The sequence below is a fragment of the Bradyrhizobium liaoningense genome, assembly GCF_018130955.1.
Lineage (GTDB): Bacteria > Pseudomonadota > Alphaproteobacteria > Rhizobiales > Xanthobacteraceae > Bradyrhizobium > Bradyrhizobium liaoningense_C.
Genome location: NZ_JAFCJM010000036.1, coordinates 58,485 through 73,660 on the forward strand (window position 1 = coordinate 58,485; position 15,176 = coordinate 73,660).

General features: G+C 64.2%; 12 protein-coding genes. 10 read left to right on the forward strand and 2 right to left on the reverse strand.

Features of this window, described 5'->3' with window-relative positions; genetic code table 11:
• Positions 1–765 precede the first annotated feature (765 nt).
• The 3 genes from JQ632_RS25790 to JQ632_RS25800 are packed head-to-tail and all read left to right on the forward strand — an operon-like array spanning position 766 to position 3,828.
• Positions 766–1,902, forward strand: coding sequence for an acyl-CoA dehydrogenase family protein (locus tag JQ632_RS25790; protein WP_212405392.1), 1,137 nt, complete (start codon positions 766–768; stop codon positions 1,900–1,902).
• On the forward strand, positions 1,895–2,671 hold the full coding sequence (locus JQ632_RS25795; RefSeq protein ID WP_212405393.1) for an enoyl-CoA hydratase/isomerase family protein: 777 nt from the start codon (positions 1,895–1,897) through the stop codon (positions 2,669–2,671). Before JQ632_RS25790 ends, JQ632_RS25795 begins: the two co-directional genes overlap by 8 nt.
• The gene (locus JQ632_RS25800; protein WP_212405394.1) at positions 2,671–3,828 is read left to right on the forward strand and encodes an acyl-CoA dehydrogenase family protein; all 1,158 of its coding nucleotides are present in this window, start codon (positions 2,671–2,673) and stop codon (positions 3,826–3,828) included. The genes JQ632_RS25795 and JQ632_RS25800 overlap by 1 nt, the downstream gene beginning before the upstream one ends.
• 8 nt (positions 3,829–3,836) lie before the next feature.
• On the opposite strand, the gene JQ632_RS25805 is transcribed toward JQ632_RS25800, so the two are convergent.
• Positions 3,837–4,598, reverse strand: coding sequence for an IclR family transcriptional regulator (locus JQ632_RS25805; RefSeq protein ID WP_212405395.1), 762 nt, complete (start codon positions 4,596–4,598; stop codon positions 3,837–3,839).
• Between the two features lie 204 nt (positions 4,599–4,802).
• On the opposite strand from JQ632_RS25805, the gene JQ632_RS25810 reads away from it, so the two are divergent.
• The 7 genes from JQ632_RS25810 (at position 4,803) to JQ632_RS25840 (ending at position 13,959) form a co-directional block, all read left to right on the forward strand.
• Complete coding sequence (locus tag JQ632_RS25810) at positions 4,803–5,564, forward strand: SDR family NAD(P)-dependent oxidoreductase (RefSeq protein ID WP_212405396.1); 762 nt, start codon at positions 4,803–4,805, stop codon at positions 5,562–5,564.
• An 87-nt stretch (positions 5,565–5,651) separates the two neighbouring features.
• A complete protein-coding gene (locus JQ632_RS25815; protein ID WP_212405397.1) occupies positions 5,652–6,878 on the forward strand; it encodes an ABC transporter substrate-binding protein in 1,227 nt (408 codons plus the stop codon).
• Positions 6,879–6,960: 82 nt separating this feature from the next.
• Positions 6,961–7,869: an SMP-30/gluconolactonase/LRE family protein gene (locus tag JQ632_RS25820; protein ID WP_212405398.1), complete on the forward strand. Its 909-nt coding sequence runs from the start codon at positions 6,961–6,963 to the stop codon at positions 7,867–7,869.
• Positions 7,869–9,983, forward strand: coding sequence for an acetate--CoA ligase family protein (locus JQ632_RS25825; protein ID WP_212405399.1), 2,115 nt, complete (start codon positions 7,869–7,871; stop codon positions 9,981–9,983). The genes JQ632_RS25820 and JQ632_RS25825 overlap by 1 nt, the downstream gene beginning before the upstream one ends.
• 38 nt (positions 9,984–10,021) lie before the next feature.
• Positions 10,022–10,561, forward strand: coding sequence for a nuclear transport factor 2 family protein (locus JQ632_RS25830; protein WP_212405410.1), 540 nt, complete (start codon positions 10,022–10,024; stop codon positions 10,559–10,561).
• 35 nt (positions 10,562–10,596) lie between these two features.
• Complete coding sequence (locus tag JQ632_RS25835; protein ID WP_212405400.1) at positions 10,597–12,177, forward strand: SDR family oxidoreductase; 1,581 nt, start codon at positions 10,597–10,599, stop codon at positions 12,175–12,177.
• A gap of 153 nt (positions 12,178–12,330) precedes the next feature.
• Positions 12,331–13,959, forward strand: coding sequence for an NAD(P)/FAD-dependent oxidoreductase (locus tag JQ632_RS25840; protein ID WP_212405401.1), 1,629 nt, complete (start codon positions 12,331–12,333; stop codon positions 13,957–13,959).
• Positions 13,960–14,402: 443 nt separating this feature from the next.
• Here JQ632_RS25840 and JQ632_RS25845 read toward each other — a convergent pair.
• Positions 14,403–15,176: class II aldolase/adducin family protein (locus JQ632_RS25845; protein WP_212405402.1), on the reverse strand; the 774-nt coding region annotated here is incomplete at its 5' end.

A 15,176-nucleotide genomic window follows, 5' to 3' on the forward strand; every position in this document is an offset into this window, starting at 1 on the left:
GGACGGAGATGACAAGAAGCACCGGAAGCACGGCGACAAATAAGCCACCCGGCTCTGGTTCTTCATCTCATGTTCCGATGATCCATCGCGGGAGCGGCGAGCTCTTCGAGTGGAAATCCGGCCGGCCGTGGCCGCAGGCGGTTGCCTGCGCGCGCGTTGGCGAAGTGGACGCGGCCCTCGTTGGATGGCGTGGTGGAGCAATCCGGAATTGCCCGTCTGCATCTTGAAAAAACGCGCCTAGAACATCGGTCGTTACCACCTATGGGGCGGTAGTAACTTCAGGCTCAAAAAATCAATGATATCGATCCGAGCGCAGCGTTGTGATGGGCCCGGCAGGACTCGAACCCGCAACCAGACCGTGCGGGTTGCTTTTTTTTTTGAAGCGGCCGCTAAGACCAAGCTTACGAACTCGCAACAACGTGTTGCGAATCTCCTGCAATGCACCGCGAAACGACTCCATAACCACTGAACGCGCGGCATCTGCTCGCATTTTCAAGGATGTGAAATTCTCCTCGCGCGGGGTGTTTCGTTTGACAGCACGCACCGCGACCAAGAAGTGTTCAGGGGCAGGGCGTCGAGAAAACCAAACAACGGCCGCCCGCCTACGGAGGAAGCGTCAGTGCTCGGCTTGATGCAGGATCGACCGTTACTGATCTCGAGTCTCATCGAGCATGCGGCGCGTTATCATCCCAAAGCGGAAATCGTCAGCTCTGATCGGCGGACACAACAGGCCACACCAGAAGATGCCACCGAAAGGCAGAGGTCATGCCTAAACTGATGCTCGATGATCCCGACGGTACGCTTGTGATGCTGCGTGACAGCGTCAACGGCTTTGCTGCGCGCTTTCCCGGACCCAAGGCATTGCGCGACAGACGCGGGCGCGGCGGTGCCATGGACCCGCAAATCTGGTCCGCAATGGCGGAGGCCGGCTGGATCGGCCTTTTGCTCCCGGAAGACTGCGGCGGCGCGGGTCTCGGCTTGCGCGAGCAGGCCGTCCTCAGCGAGGCGCTGGGGAGGGCCCTGATCGCGGAGCCGACGGGGACCGCCTCCGTCTTTGCTGCTACGCTGCTTGGCGGAGCTTCGTCGGGCGCAGAGCGTAGCCGGCTGGCGGCCGGAATGGCCAGCGGCGAGATCGTCGCCGTGCCGGCGTGGACGTCCGGTGCCAAGCCGATTGTTGCGCGGGCCGTGAATGGCAGCATCGCGCTATCGGGCGAAACGCGCTTCGTCGAAGCGGCGCGCTCGGCAACGGACTTCCTTGTGGTGGCCCAGGATGCCGATGGCGTCACGCTCCTGAGCGTCGCCGCCGATGCGGCAGCAGTGGCGATCTCGGAACGGGCCGGAGTTGATGGCGCGGCGATTGCAACCGTCTCGTTTTCCAACTGTGCGGTGCCAACGGAACGCGTGCTGTCGCGCGCGAACCGGTCCGAGGACCTGCTCCGCAAGGCGATCCTGCATACGCGGCTGGCGCTCGCAGCGGAGTTGACCGGCGTGGCGTCGAAGGCGCTCGAGCTTGCGATCGCCTATACGAGCGACCGCGTGCAGTTCGGCAAGCCGATCGGCAGCTTCCAGGCCATCCAGCACCGGCTGGTCGATATGTGGATCGAGGGCGAATTTGCTGCCGCAGCCGTGGTCAACGCGGTCGACGCGCTACAGTCGGACGACGAAGATGCCGCGCAATTAGCCGTGCTGGCGGCCAAGGCGCGGGCGGGCGAGGCGGCATTCTCGATCTGCCGGCGCGCCGTGCACCTGCACGGGGCCATGGGCTACACCGACGAATGCGACATCGGCCTCTATCTGAAGCGCGCCATCAATCTCAACGCCACGCTGGGACAGCCTGAACAGCTGCGCCTGGAATTTGTCGAACGCGAAAGCGGCCTCAGCCGCGGGAGGACCTATGGATAACAATCTGATCAAGACCGAGATCAAGGATCACATCGCCGTTGTGACCATGGATGCGCCGCCGGTGAATGCGCAATCCAAGGAGTTCGTCGAGGAGTTCATCGCGACTTTTGACGAATTGAACGAGACCCCGTCGGTGCGGGTGATCGTGCTGACCGGCGCCGGAAAGACCTTCTCGGCCGGGGCCGATATCAAATCGCGCGGCAAGGTTGGGGCGGTGCCCGGTGATACCTATCGCCATCTTCGCCGGGCGCGCGAGGTGGGGTTCTGCATCATCGAGTCCAACAAGCCGGTGATCGCGGCCGTGAACGGTCCCGCGCTCGGAGCCGGCCTTGGCCTCGCGCTCTGCTCGGACATCATCCTGGCGTCAGAGAACTCGGTGTTCGGCCTGCCGGAGATCGATGTCGGTCTGATGGGCGGGGTGCGGCATACGATGCGGATCATCCCGCACACGCTGGCGCGCCGCATGGTGCTGACCGGCTACCGGGTGCCGGCTGCGGAGCTGTATCGCCGCGGGATCATCGAGGACTGCGTGCCCCGGGAAGAACTGATGCCTGCCGCCATGAAGATGGCGGCCGAGATCGCCAAGAAAAGCCCGATGGCGCTGAAGCTCGCCAAGCGTGCGATCAATACGGTTGAAACGATGGGCCTGAAGGATGGCTACCGCTTCGAACAGAACCTCACGGTCGAGATGACGAAGCATGAGGATTCCAAGGAAGCGATGCGGGCCTTCATGGAGAAGCGCACACCCGTCTTCAAGGACGTGCTTTGATGAGGTCCGACTGGAACGACATTCCCGACGAGGAGTTCAGGGCGACCTTTCGCACGTGGGTGGACCAGAACTGTCCGGCCCATCTGCGCTACATGCGCAAGCAGCGTCCGCTCTTCAACGAAGTCGCCGAGTGGTACCATGCGCTGGCCGCCAAGGGGTGGCTGGCGCCCACCTGGCCGCGCCAGTACGGCGGAATGGGTCTCTCGGCGGCCAAGCACATGATCTATGTCGAGGAATGGGGACGGCTTGGCTGTCCGCGCATTCCGGATCATGGCATCGGGCTTGTCGGTCCGCTCCTGATTGAGTACGGCTCCGAGGAGCAGAAGGCCCACTACCTGCCGCGCATCCTGTCCGGTGAGCACGTCTGGTGTCAGGGCTATTCCGAACCCAATGCGGGGTCCGATCTTGCAAGCCTCAAGACATCAGCGGTGCTGGATGGCGACGTGTTCGTCGTCAACGGTCAGAAGATTTGGACGACGCTCGCTCATTGCGCCAACTGGATCTTTGTCCTCGTCCGGACGGAGCGTGACTCGAAGGTGCGCCAGAAGGGCATCTCCGTCCTGCTGCTCGATTTGACCTCGCCCGGCGTTCGCGTCCGTCCGATCGAAAACCTGCGTTGGGAAGCGGATTTCTGCGAGGTCTTCTTCGACAATGTGCGTGTGCCGCTGAAGAACCTGGTCGGCAAGGTCAATGAAGGCTGGACCGTCGCGAAGTCAGTGCTCGGTCACGAACGCATCTTTCTCGGCGCGCCGACGCGGCCGGAATATGCGCTCGAGCGGCTGCGGCGGCTTGCGGAGGCGCGAGGCGCGTTTGACGACCCCGCGTTCCTGTCGCGCTTTGCACGGCTGCGGCTCGATCTCTACGATCTGGGATCGGCCTTCGAGCGCTATGCGAAGGTGCTGCGCGCGGGTGGAGAGCTCGGCGCCGATGTATCCGCGCTCAAGATCTTCACGACAGAGCTCTACCAGCGGATCACCGAGGAAATGCTGACTGTCGCCGGAGAAGAGGCGCGGCTCTCCGACGATCTCGTCGCCGGGGATATCGAGATCGACGCGATGAATCTGTTTCTAGATTCCCGCGCGCCCGCGATTTTCGGCGGCTCCAACGAGATTCAGCGCAACATTCTGGCCAAAGCGGTGCTGCACCTTCCTGGCTGAGCGCCGTGTCAGGACTCGACGTCCTCCTGCTGGAGGTCGTTGTCGGTCTTGACCGACCTTGCCGCCCGCTGCAGGACGGCGAGATAGCGATCGTAATTCTGCCTGATCCGATCGGCGGTACCGCCGAGGCCGAGCACGACAGGCTGATTGTGAATCGTCACGGGCAGCAGAACGCAGATGGTCGCTCCGCCAGGAATGGGAATGTGTTCGGCTGAGCAATATCCTTTGCCGCGGATCTTGCGAATACGATCTATCATGTCAGGCAGCTTCACGCGATCCGACGCGCTGGGCGTGGCAATGTTGGCGCGGCGAATGATGTTGTCGGCCTTCTCGTCCGACATCGTCGACATCAGGAGCCAACCCAGCGCCGATTGTGTCAGGGGACGGAGCGTTCCCTCATCGACATGGAAGCGCAGCGGGTGGATCGATTGGACGATCTTGACGTATTGCAGGTACACGTCGTTGGTCGTGCCGATGGAGACGGTTTCGCCGGTTGCCGCGTGGACGTCATGCATGGCTTCGAGCGTCCGGCTGTTGCCGAATAGAGCGCGCGGAATCCAGTCGCCGAGCGACGTCACCTTGGGCGTCGGAAAATAGACGCGCATACGCCGATCGTAGTTCAGATAGCCCATGGTGACGAGGGTCTTGAGCAAGACGGTCGTGCTTGAGGGCGGGTAGCCGAGCGCGAGCCCGATCTCGGACATCGCGCGCGGCTGACGGACGTTCATGAAGAACTGAAGGATCTCCAGCGCGCGAAGCGCTGACTTCACGGTGGATGTCCCACCCGGTGTGCCTGCGGATTTAGTGACCGCCGCTTGCATCTGTGCGTCCCTCAATCGCCGCTGCAAATTCACGGATGTGAAAGTCGGCTTCGCATATGAATTATATTTGGTTTGCTCCAACTGCGCATGACAAGGTGCCCGCAGTCAAGCCCGACGGCGCGATACGACGCCGCGGCTGAGGCGGAGGACGTCGTGGGAAGTGGCAGGCTACAGGGGCGCGTGGCGCTCGTCACAGGCGCAGGGCGCGGCATCGGCCGTGCCATCGCGGAAGCGTTTGCTCGCGAGGGCGCGGCAGTCGGCGTGCTCGATCTAAAGGCGGAGGTGGCGGATGCTGCTGCGCACGCCATCGTCGCGGAAGGCGGCAAGGCCGCGGCGATCGCCGGCAATGCAGGTGTGCGGGCCGACGTCTTTGCGGCGGTCGATCGTCTTGTCGAGACCTTTGGTCCGCCGACCATCCTGGTCAACAACGCGATGTGGAATCGCTACGGCCCCCTGGAGCAGCAGACCGAGGACATGATCGGCCGGATGATCGATGTCGGCCTGAAGGGCGTGATCTGGGGCTATCAGGCGGTGCTCGAGCCAATGACCGCGGCCGGCGGTGGAGCCATCGTGAATATCGGATCACCATCGGCCGTGCTCGCGATGGCGAACGGCGTGATGTACAGCGCGGTGAAGGCCGCGGTGGCGGGCGCGACGCGATCGGCGGCGGCCGAGTTCGGGCCGCGCCGGATTCGCGTCAACGCGATCGCGCCCGGGCCGACGCCGACCGACGGCGCCAATCTCGTCGTCAGCGAGGAAGCCTGGGAGCGGCGCCGCGCGCGCGTGCCGATCGGCCGTCTCGGCGAGCCGCGCGACGTCGCGAATGCGGCCGTGTTTCTGGCCAGCGACGAAGCGAGCTTCATCACCGGCGACATGCTGTTTGTCGACGGAGGAATTACCTACGCGTTCTCTTGAACGTGCACTGACTGATCTTCGCGAAACATCGCCCGCGACAACAAGAAGACCTCGGAAGACCTGCGGGCCAAAGGGAGGAAGAAGTATATGAGGTTGTCAGCTGTCTATGTCGCCGCTATGGCGACGCTGTTGGGTGCAACCCTTGCCGCGCCGCTGGTCTTGGCACAGGGGATTTCCGGTGACGTCATCAAGATTGGCGTCATGAACGACCAGACCGGCCCTTATTCCGACAATTGCGGACCCGGCTCGGTTGCCGCGGCACGCCTCGCGATCAGCGACTTTGGCGGTGCCATCAACGGCAAGAAGATCGAGCTCGTCGTGGCCGACGATCAGAACAAGCCGGACATCGGCATGGCCATTGCCTTGCGCTGGCTGGACAACGAGGGCGTGGACGCGATCGTCGGCTGTTCGGCGTCCTCGATCGCGCTTGGCGTACAGGACGTCATGAAGAACCGGAAGAAGCCGTATCTGCTGGCTGGAACGGCGGGCTCGATGTTCACCAACGAGAAATGCTCGCCGATGACCACGCAATGGGCGATGGACACCTATGCGCTGCCGAAGGCGACGGTGAAATCGCTGCTGGCAAAGGGGCTCGACACCTGGTTCTTCCTCACCGTCGACTATGCCTTCGGCAAGGCTTGGCAGGCTGATACCACGAACTTCATCAAGGCCGATGGCGGCAAGGTCGTCGGCTCCGTGCTGCATCCGCTCAATTCCTCGGATTTCTCCTCGTTCCTGCTGACGGCACAAGCGAGCGGTGCAAAGGTGATTGCGCTCGCCAACTCGGGGTCGGACTTTGCCAATGCCATGAAGCAGGCGCAGGAATTCGGGCTGACGCAGAAGCAGCAGCTTGCTCCGCTGGGTCTGCTGCTCAATCAGACCCACAGTATCGGCCTGCAGTCGCTGCAGAACGTCCGCCTGACGACACCCTTCTACTGGGACATGAGCGACGAGACGCGCGCCTTTGCGAAGCGCTATCAGGCGGCGTTCAACGACCGCGTTCCGAACGAGGCGCAGGCGAGCACTTACAGCGCCGTCACGCACTATCTCAAGGCGGTCGCCGCAGCGCAGACCGACGAAGGTGAGGCCGTGGTGCGGCAGATGAAGACGGCGCCGATCAACGATTTCGAGATGAAGAATGTCAGCATCCGCGCTGACGGCCAAGTGATGCGGCCGCTCTATGCCGCGCGCATCAAGGCGCCGGCGGAGTCGAAATACCGTTATGACTATTACGAGATCACGTCGACAGTTCCGGCCGAGGATGCTTGGCGGCCGGCCTCGGAGAGCGCCTGCGATCTCCTCAAGACGCAGTAGTCGCAGGCGACGGGCCGGCGTAACCGGCCCGTCGTTCTTGCGTGACTTCGCGAGACGAAGCGAGCGTAACCGGAACTCCTTGATGGCGTTGCAAGTGAGCAAGATATCGGCGACCGCCGCCCAGTTGGGTGAAAGCCCGGTGTGGGATGCCGAGCGGCAGCGGCTCTATTGGGTCGATGGCGTCTCGCGCCGCGTGCATGCCTTTGAGCCGGCAGGCGGGGTCGCGCGGCATTGGGATGTCCCCTCGATGATCGGCTCGGTTGCGCTGGGGCAGGGCGATTCGCTGGTCGCCGCGCTGGCGGACGGCATCTATCGGCTCGATCTCGGCTGCGGCGCGCTGACGCCGCTGTTCCTGCCCGAACCGCGCGACGCCTGCGTGCGCTTCAATGACGGCAAGGTGGATCGTTGGGGACGGTTTCTCTGCGGCACCATGGGCATTCACGCCGAGCCGCTGGGGCAGCTCTATCGCGTCGACGCCACTGGCGCGCCCACGGTGCTTAGCCGCGGCATCCGCATTTCGAACGCGCTCTGCTTCAGCCCCGACGGCCGCACGATGTATTTCGCCGACAGCCTCGACCGCGCGATCCGCGCCTATTCCTACGGCCCCGGCCACGCGTTCGATTCCGAACCCCGGATTCTCATCGACACCGCGCCGTATCAGTCGGGGCCGGACGGCGCGACGGTCGATAGCGACGGCTGCCTTTGGGTCGCGCTCGTGCAGGTGGGCAAGATCGCGCGTTTCACTCCGCGGGGCGTGCTCGATCGTCTGATCGACGCGCCGACCGACTTGCCATCCTCGGTCGCCTTCGGCGGCCCTGATATGTCGACGCTCTATGTGACCTCGATCAAGGATTCAGGATCGGGACGCGCCGTTTCGCGACACGAGGACGGCGGTTTTCTGTTCGCTATCGAGGGCCTCGGCGTCACGGGCCTGCCGGAAGCGCAATTCGGACCCCAGCCGAACTCGTTCCCAACTAGGACTACGCCTTGATGCGCCATCATCCAGCCTCGCTCGATCCGCTCTTCAAGCCGCGGTCCGTCGCCCTGATCGGTGCGTCGGACGATGTCGCGCGAATCGGTGGACGCCCGTTGCGCTATTTGCGCGAGGGCGGCTTCAAGGGCACCGTCTATCCGGTCAACCCGAAGCGGGACACGGTCCAGGGTATCAGGTCCTACAGCTCGGTTGCGGCGCTGCCGGAGGTGCCGGATGTCGCCATCCTCGCGGTGCCGGCGCAGGGCACAGTCCAGGCGCTGAGAGACTGCGCGGACCGCGACGTCAAGGCGGCCGTGGTGTTTTCAGCGGGCTTTGCCGAGGCAAGCGAGCAGGGACGCCTCGCGCAGGACGAGATCGCCGGTATCGCCCGCAAGAGCGGCATGCGTGTTCTCGGCCCGAACTGCCTCGGTTTGTTCAACGCCGGCATCGGCTATTACGGGACATTCTCGGCGATCCTTGACGCCGCGTTCGTCGAGCCGGGTCCAGTCGGCGTCGTCTCACAGAGCGGAGCGTACGGCTCCCACATCGCTCATTTGGCGCGCCAGCGTGGCCTTGGCATCGGGCAGTGGATCACCACCGGAAACGAGTGCGATATCGATGTCGCCGAAGCGCTGCGTTGGGTCATCGACCAGTCCGACGTCAAGGTCGTGATGGCCTATGCGGAAGGCATTCGCGATCGCGACACGTTCATCGAGGCGCTGGAGGTTGCGCGGGCGAAAGAAAAGGCCATCATCTTCCTGAAGGTCGGTCGCTCCGATGTCGGCGCGCAGGCGGTGAGCTCGCACACCGCGGCGCTGGCAGGATCGGACGCCGTGTTCGACGCGGTGTTGCGGCAATATGGCGCCTATCGGGCGCGGACCACCGCCGAGCATCTCGACGTGGCCTATGCCTGCGCGCGCGGGCTCTATCCCGCCGGCAACAGGTTCGGCATCTTCACGCTGTCCGGTGGCTTCGGCATTCAGATGGCCGACGACGCGTCGGTGTGCGGGCTCGACGTCGCGCCGATGCCCGAAGCCGCGCAGAACGAGTTGAAGGCGATGCTGCCTTACGCATCGCCGCGCAATCCGGTGGATGCGACGGCGCAGGCGCTCACCGACCTGCCGCTGATGACGAGCTACATTGCCGCGATGCTGGAGAAGGGCGGCTATCACCTCTTCGCCGGCATCTTCGGCAGCGGACCGGCGAGCCCCACCTTCTCGGCCAAGCTGCGCCAGGCGCTGCGGACCGCAGCGGCCGGGTATAAAGACCGGGTCCTGGCGCTGTCCATGTCGGCGCCGACGGAGATCGTTCGCGCCTATGAGAACGACGGCTTCTTGATCTTCGAGGATGGCTCGGCGCTGGTGAACGCGCTGGCGGCACTGGTGTGGTTTCGCCGGAGCTTTGATGCGGCGAAAGCGACGCGCACGGCCTCCGTCGCTGCGATCCGCATCGCGCCACCGGACGGCGCGCTCAGCGAGCATGAGGCCAAATCGCTGTTGCGCGCGGCCGGCATCGCGTTTCCGCAGGAGGCGCTGGTGCGGCCCGACGAGGACGCCGGCGTGGCCGCCGCGGCGATCGGCTTTCCGGTGGTGATCAAGATCTGCTCTCCCGATATCGCACACAAGACCGAGATCGGCGGCGTCATCGTCGGTCCGCGGAACGAGGTGGAGGCCCGCAATGCCGCGCACACCATTCTATCGCGTGCGCGCGACAGGCGGCCGGATGCGCGGATCGATGGCGTCATCGTCTCGCCGATGATCAGGGGCGGCGTGGAGACTATTGCCGGTGTGGTGCGGGATCCGACCTTCGGCCCTGTCGTCATGTTCGGACTCGGCGGCGTCTTCGTCGAGGTGCTCAAGGACGTGACGTTCCGCGCCGCGCCATTCGATGTTGCCGAGGCGCAGCGGATGATCCGCGAGATCCGAGGGTTTGCGGTACTGGAGGGCGTTCGCGGTGCGCCGCCCGCCGATATCGATGCGCTGGCGGCGATGCTGTCGCTGTTGTCGCAATTCGCTGCAGATAATGCCGACATGATCGAGAGCATTGATCTCAACCCGGTTCTGGCGATGCCACGCGGCGAGGGCGTCATGCCGCTCGATGCGCTGCTGGTTCCGCGCGCATCCGGGTCTTGAGAACTAACGGTTTTGATTGAGGGAAGAGATATATGACGATCGATACAGCAAAGCTGGCCGAACTTCTGGACCGCGAGGCGATCCGCGACTGTATCTATCGCTATTGCCGCGGCGTCGACCGGGCCGATGAAGCGACGCTGCGGGGCACCTATTGGCCCGACGCCACCGATCAGCACGGCATCTATTCCGGGCCGGTGGAAGGCTTTTTCCTGTGGGCCCGCGAGATCTTCAAGAGCGGCGCGCGCAACGTCCATCAGGTCGGCAACATCCTGATCGAGTTCGTCGGCCCGACGCGAGCCGTGGTCGAGACCTACTTCCTCGCCATGCAGCGCGGTCCCGGCAAGGACGGCGTCGTACGGCAGTACGTGATGACCGGGCGCTATTGCGACCTGTTCGAGAAGCGCGGCGGAGAGTGGCGTGTCGCGCGGCGCATTGTGGCGTTCGATTGGGTTGAGGAGCAGGCCGTCCCGACCGAGGGCGAGGAGGTGCGTTTTGGTCCGCGCACGCCAATCGGAACGCGGCACCCCGAGGATCCCATCTATGAAGTTCTGGCCGATGCGCGCGCTTTGCGCATGTAGGAAGCCCGGCGAAAGCGTCGTGAAGGAAGAGGGCGATGGAAAGGGCAAGGCGCGTTGTCATCATCACCGGAGCGGCCGGTGGCGTCGGCCGGGCGCTGCTCGAGGGCTTCCATCGGGACGGCGACATCATTGCGGCAGTTGATCTGCCGGGCACCGACGTGGTCGAAGTCACGGCTGCGCTCGGCGCTGATCATGCGGGATTCCATTGCGATGTGGCATCGGAGGATGAGGTCGTCAGCCTCGTCGCCGCGATCGAGCAGCGGTTTGGACGGATCGACGTTCTCGTCAACAACGCTGCGCTTGGACCGACCATGGCGGCGACGACCGACACGGACGTCATCTCGTTTCGCAAGGCGTTGAGCGTCAACCTGCGGGGCCCGTTCGTGCTGGCGCGCGAGGCGGCGAAGCGCATGACCGGACGGGGCGGTGTGATCGTGAACATCGCGTCACTGGCGGGCGTTCTCGGCAATCCCAAGCGCAACGCCTATGCAGCATCCAAAGCGGGATTGATTTCGGCGACTCGGTCGCTTGCCTGCGAATGGGCAAAGCATGGCATTCGCGTCGTGGCGGTGGCGCCGGGCTATGTCCGCACGCCCATGGTCGCGGAGCTGGAACGCTCCGGCAAGGCGAACCTCGACCTCGTCCGGCGGCGCATTCCGCTGGGGCGTATGGGACGCCCGGACGAGATCGCCGCTGCGGCGCGCTTCCTCGCTTCGCCGGCGGCAGGCTATGTGACGGGAGCGGTTCTCGCCGTCGACGGCGGCTGGCAATCCTTCAATCAACCCGGCGACGCGCACCCGCCGGTCGCGGGGACGCCGGATGCCGAACTGGCAAAGCCCGAGCCGGCGCCGAAGGAGCGCATCGTGGTGGTGACCGGCGGTGCCAACGGCATCGGCGCGGCGATTGCCCAGAGATTTGCGTCCGCCGGCGACACCGTGGTCGTCGCCGACAAGGATGGCGATCGCGTGGCCGAGCTCGTGCGCGCGCTCGGCACGAAACACATGGCCTTCTCCCTCAACGTCTCCTTGGAACGACAGGTATTGGCGCTGTTTGCCGCGATCCGGCAGCGCTTTGGTCGGGTCGACGTGCTGGTCAACGACGCCGCGGTGGCTGACAGTTGCGTGCCGGCGCTCGATCAGTCCGCGGCGGATCTCGACAAGGTTCTTGAGGTCAATGTCGTGGGCGCGTTTCTCTGCGCCCGCGAAGCCATCAAGCTGATGGGCAGCGGCGGCGTCATTCTCAATCTCGGATCGATCAACACGTTCCTGCCGTTCGCGCCGCGCCATGCCTATGGCGCGTCGAAGGCCGCGATCGACATTCTGACCCGGTGCATGGCGGCCGAACTCGGCCCCGCCGGCATACGCACCGCCACCATCGCGCCGGGCTACATCCGTACGCCGGGCGTGGCTGCGCTGCAGGCATCGGGCCGCATCGAGAGCGCGCGGATCCGGCGCCGCGTTCCGCTCGGCCGCTTCGGCGAACCGGCGGAGGTCGCGAACGCGGCCTATTTTCTGGCCTCGCCGGAAGCGTCCTACGTCAACGGCTCGATCCTCTATGTCGACGGCGGCTGGACCTCGTTCGGCGACGCCGGCGATGCGAGCACCGTGAACGATTGAGACGGTGTGGCAAGCCTTGTCTTTCAAGGATGTGAAACTGACCCCGCACGGCCTCAAAGCCGTAGTGGCGCCGCAGAACTCATGAGATGGTCTTCAATGTCAGCGCGATCGCCGCGTCAATCGAACCAATAGCGCAAGCGAGGGAATGCCGAGATGAGCAGCAGTGAGGCACAACGCCTGGACGTCGTTGTCGTGGGCGCCGGCTTCGGCGGCTTGTACGCCGTGTACAAATTTCGCGAGATGGGCCTCAAGCTCGCTGCATTCGAGGCAGGCGGCGATGTCGGCGGCGTGTGGTACTGGAATCGCTACCCCGGCGCGCGCGTCGATCTTCCGAGCATCGACTACAGCTATTCGTTCTCCCCCGAGATCGAACAGGAATGGACCTGGTCGGAGGAGTTCGCATCACAGCCGGAGCTTCTCCGCTACTTCAACTTCGTGGCCGACCGGCTCGACCTGCGCAAGCACTATCAATTCAACACCCGCGTCGTCAGCGCCGTCTGGGACGAGACACGCAAGCTGTGGAAGGTGACGACCGATCGCGGCGAGACGGTTGAGGCGACCTACTGCGTGATGGCCACGGGTCCGCTGTCGATCCCGATGGATCCCCAGATTCCGGGCCTCGCGCGCTACAAGGGCGAGCTGCTGCGCGCCGGCAAGTGGCCGCATCATCCGGTCAGCTTCGCGGGAAAGCGCGTCGGGGTGATCGGCACGGGATCGACCGGCATCCAGATCGTCCAGGAAGTTGGTCGGAAGGCCGGCGAGCTCTTCGTCTTCCAGCGCACGCCAAGCTTCACCATGCCCATGCGCAACCAGAGGTTGGAGCCGGACTACGTGGCCGAGGTCAAGCGCAACTACGTCGGCATCCGCGAGGCCGCCCGCAACAGCCCGAACGGCGGCGTGCGTCCCTGGACCACGCGCGCCTTCTTCAGCGTGACGCCGGCGCGGCGTCGCGAACTCATGGAAGACGCCTGGAAGGGCGGCGGCCTTGCGATGCTCGGGACCTTCACGGATCTCCTGAGCAACGAGGAGGCCAATGAGCATGTCGCCGAGTTCGTGCGCGGCAAGGTCAGCGAGGTCGTCAAGAACCCGGTCACCGCGGAAAGGCTCAAGCCCCGCGGCTATCCCATCTTCGCCCGCCGGCCGTGCCTCGACACCGAATATTACGAGACGTTCAATCTGCCCAACGTCCACCTGATGGATTGCGTCACCGAGCCGATCCTCGAAATCACCGAGAAGGGTGTACGAACCGAGGCCGGAGAAACCGAGCTCGATATGCTGATCCTCGCAACCGGCTACGACGGGCTTACCGGTGCGCTGACGGCCTTCGACGTCATCGGCCGCCGCGGCGTCAAGGTGAACGACAAATGGAAGCACGGGGCGAAGTCCTACCTCGGCCTGATGATGGAAGGTTTCCCGAACCTGTTCTTGACAACGGGGCCGAACGGCCCGGCAGCGCTCGCCAACATCGTCAGGATCAGCGAGAACGACGTCGACTGGATTGCGAACCTGATCACGCACATGGCGGATCAGGGCCTTGCCACCGTCGAGCCGACCAACGCGGCGGAAGACGGCTGGATGGAGCTCGTCGCGCGGCTCGCCCAGCGGTCACTGCTCAACAAGGCAAAGACCTGGTATCTCGGCGCCAACGTCAAGGACAAGCCGCTCGGCCTCACGCTCTTCACCGGTGGATTTCCAAAGTATCGAGAGTATTGCGCCGCCGTCGCGCAAGCTGGCTATCGTGATTTCGTTTTCGAGGGCGGACGAACGCCGGTGGCAGCCTGACGGCCGGTCCAGGTGAAACTCGTCATCGACGCGTCGGCTGGCGTGGCCTCTGCCCAGCTAATCTAGTGCGCCGTCACGATAACTTATCGCCGCGCAAAAGACCGGCCGACACCCCACGAGTAGCGGCTGGCGAGCACGCGCCCGTCCTTGACGCCATGCGACAGTGTTGGCCAAATCGCCCTCCCAGCAGCCCTCAGCATTAGGAGCAAAAGAGCTCGCGGTCCTACTTTTCCCTTCGACATCACTCGCCAACGTTGTCGATGGCGGCGTAGAGGGCTACGTGGCGTACTAATCACCCTGTGCCTATCGCCGCTCGCGTCGGACGCCGAGAATGGTGTTTCCTATCGTTCGCCAATGGAGACAATGAACAGAAGGGTGACGCGGACGACGCGGCAGACCCGGTATCGGCAGGTCCAGAACCGGATTGTCCGCCTTCATTCGGATCAGCGACTCGCGGTTAGTTGTTGGCGATATCGCTCGGCATCCCAATTCACCAGCGCGTGCTCATTCTCCTGCGTCAGATATCGGACCCGCGCCGTTGGAGGCAAACGGCAGGTCACCAGGGCGAGGCAGGTCAGCATCGGCTCGGCGCCGTCGCTTGCATCCTTGCGAACAACGCAACCAAGGCCCGGGATGAGCATCGCGGCGGGGTGCGGCCGTCCGTCCGCCCGCACTCGCGATGTCGAGATGCGAAGATTCTCGCCTTGATCCAGAGCGGGTAAGCCCGGACCGAGGAAAACCACGTGATCCGGATAGAGCGAACCGCTGGTCGCAATTGCGCGACTGTAAGGATCGATAGCGACGCTGTGGCATTGCGGGTCCTTTGGCAGGCGATACGCCGTGCCGGTGCAGATTGAGCGAAGCGCCTCTTCATCTGGAGGAATTGCGCAACGCGGCGCAAGCGCAAGGCGGCGCTCGACTTCGTCCACCAGCGCCTCTGCCGCGGCGCTGGTCTCGGCGCCGACCACCAGCCCGTGATTGCCGAGGACCAGCACATCCACCTTGTCCTGCGCCAGCGCGTCGTTCACGACCTTGGCCAGCGGCAGTCCCGGATGGTGATAGTCGATCCAGCACCAGGCCAGTCCCTCCAGTCGCTTCGCAAATTCCTCCCGCGCATCGGTCCGCACCGCCCATGCCATCTGACCTTGCCCCCAAGTTTTATCCAATCCTGAGTTCGCTCCGGCTGTTGGATTTGCCCGGTTGGGCGGTGGTAGCGA

Excerpts from the sequence above, each read along its gene's own strand:
- JQ632_RS25790 (WP_212405392.1), top strand. The coding sequence starts at position 766 with ATGCCTAAACTGATGCTCGATGATCCCGACGGTACGCTTGTGATGCTG.
- JQ632_RS25795 (WP_212405393.1), top strand. The coding sequence starts at position 1,895 with ATGGATAACAATCTGATCAAGACCGAGATCAAGGATCACATCGCCGTT.
- JQ632_RS25800 (WP_212405394.1), top strand. The coding sequence starts at position 2,671 with ATGAGGTCCGACTGGAACGACATTCCCGACGAGGAGTTCAGGGCGACC.
- JQ632_RS25815 (WP_212405397.1), top strand. The coding sequence starts at position 5,652 with ATGAGGTTGTCAGCTGTCTATGTCGCCGCTATGGCGACGCTGTTGGGT.
- JQ632_RS25820 (WP_212405398.1), top strand. The coding sequence starts at position 6,961 with ATGGCGTTGCAAGTGAGCAAGATATCGGCGACCGCCGCCCAGTTGGGT.
- JQ632_RS25825 (WP_212405399.1), top strand. The coding sequence starts at position 7,869 with ATGCGCCATCATCCAGCCTCGCTCGATCCGCTCTTCAAGCCGCGGTCC.
- JQ632_RS25835 (WP_212405400.1), top strand. The coding sequence starts at position 10,597 with ATGGAAAGGGCAAGGCGCGTTGTCATCATCACCGGAGCGGCCGGTGGC.
- JQ632_RS25840 (WP_212405401.1), top strand. The coding sequence starts at position 12,331 with ATGAGCAGCAGTGAGGCACAACGCCTGGACGTCGTTGTCGTGGGCGCC.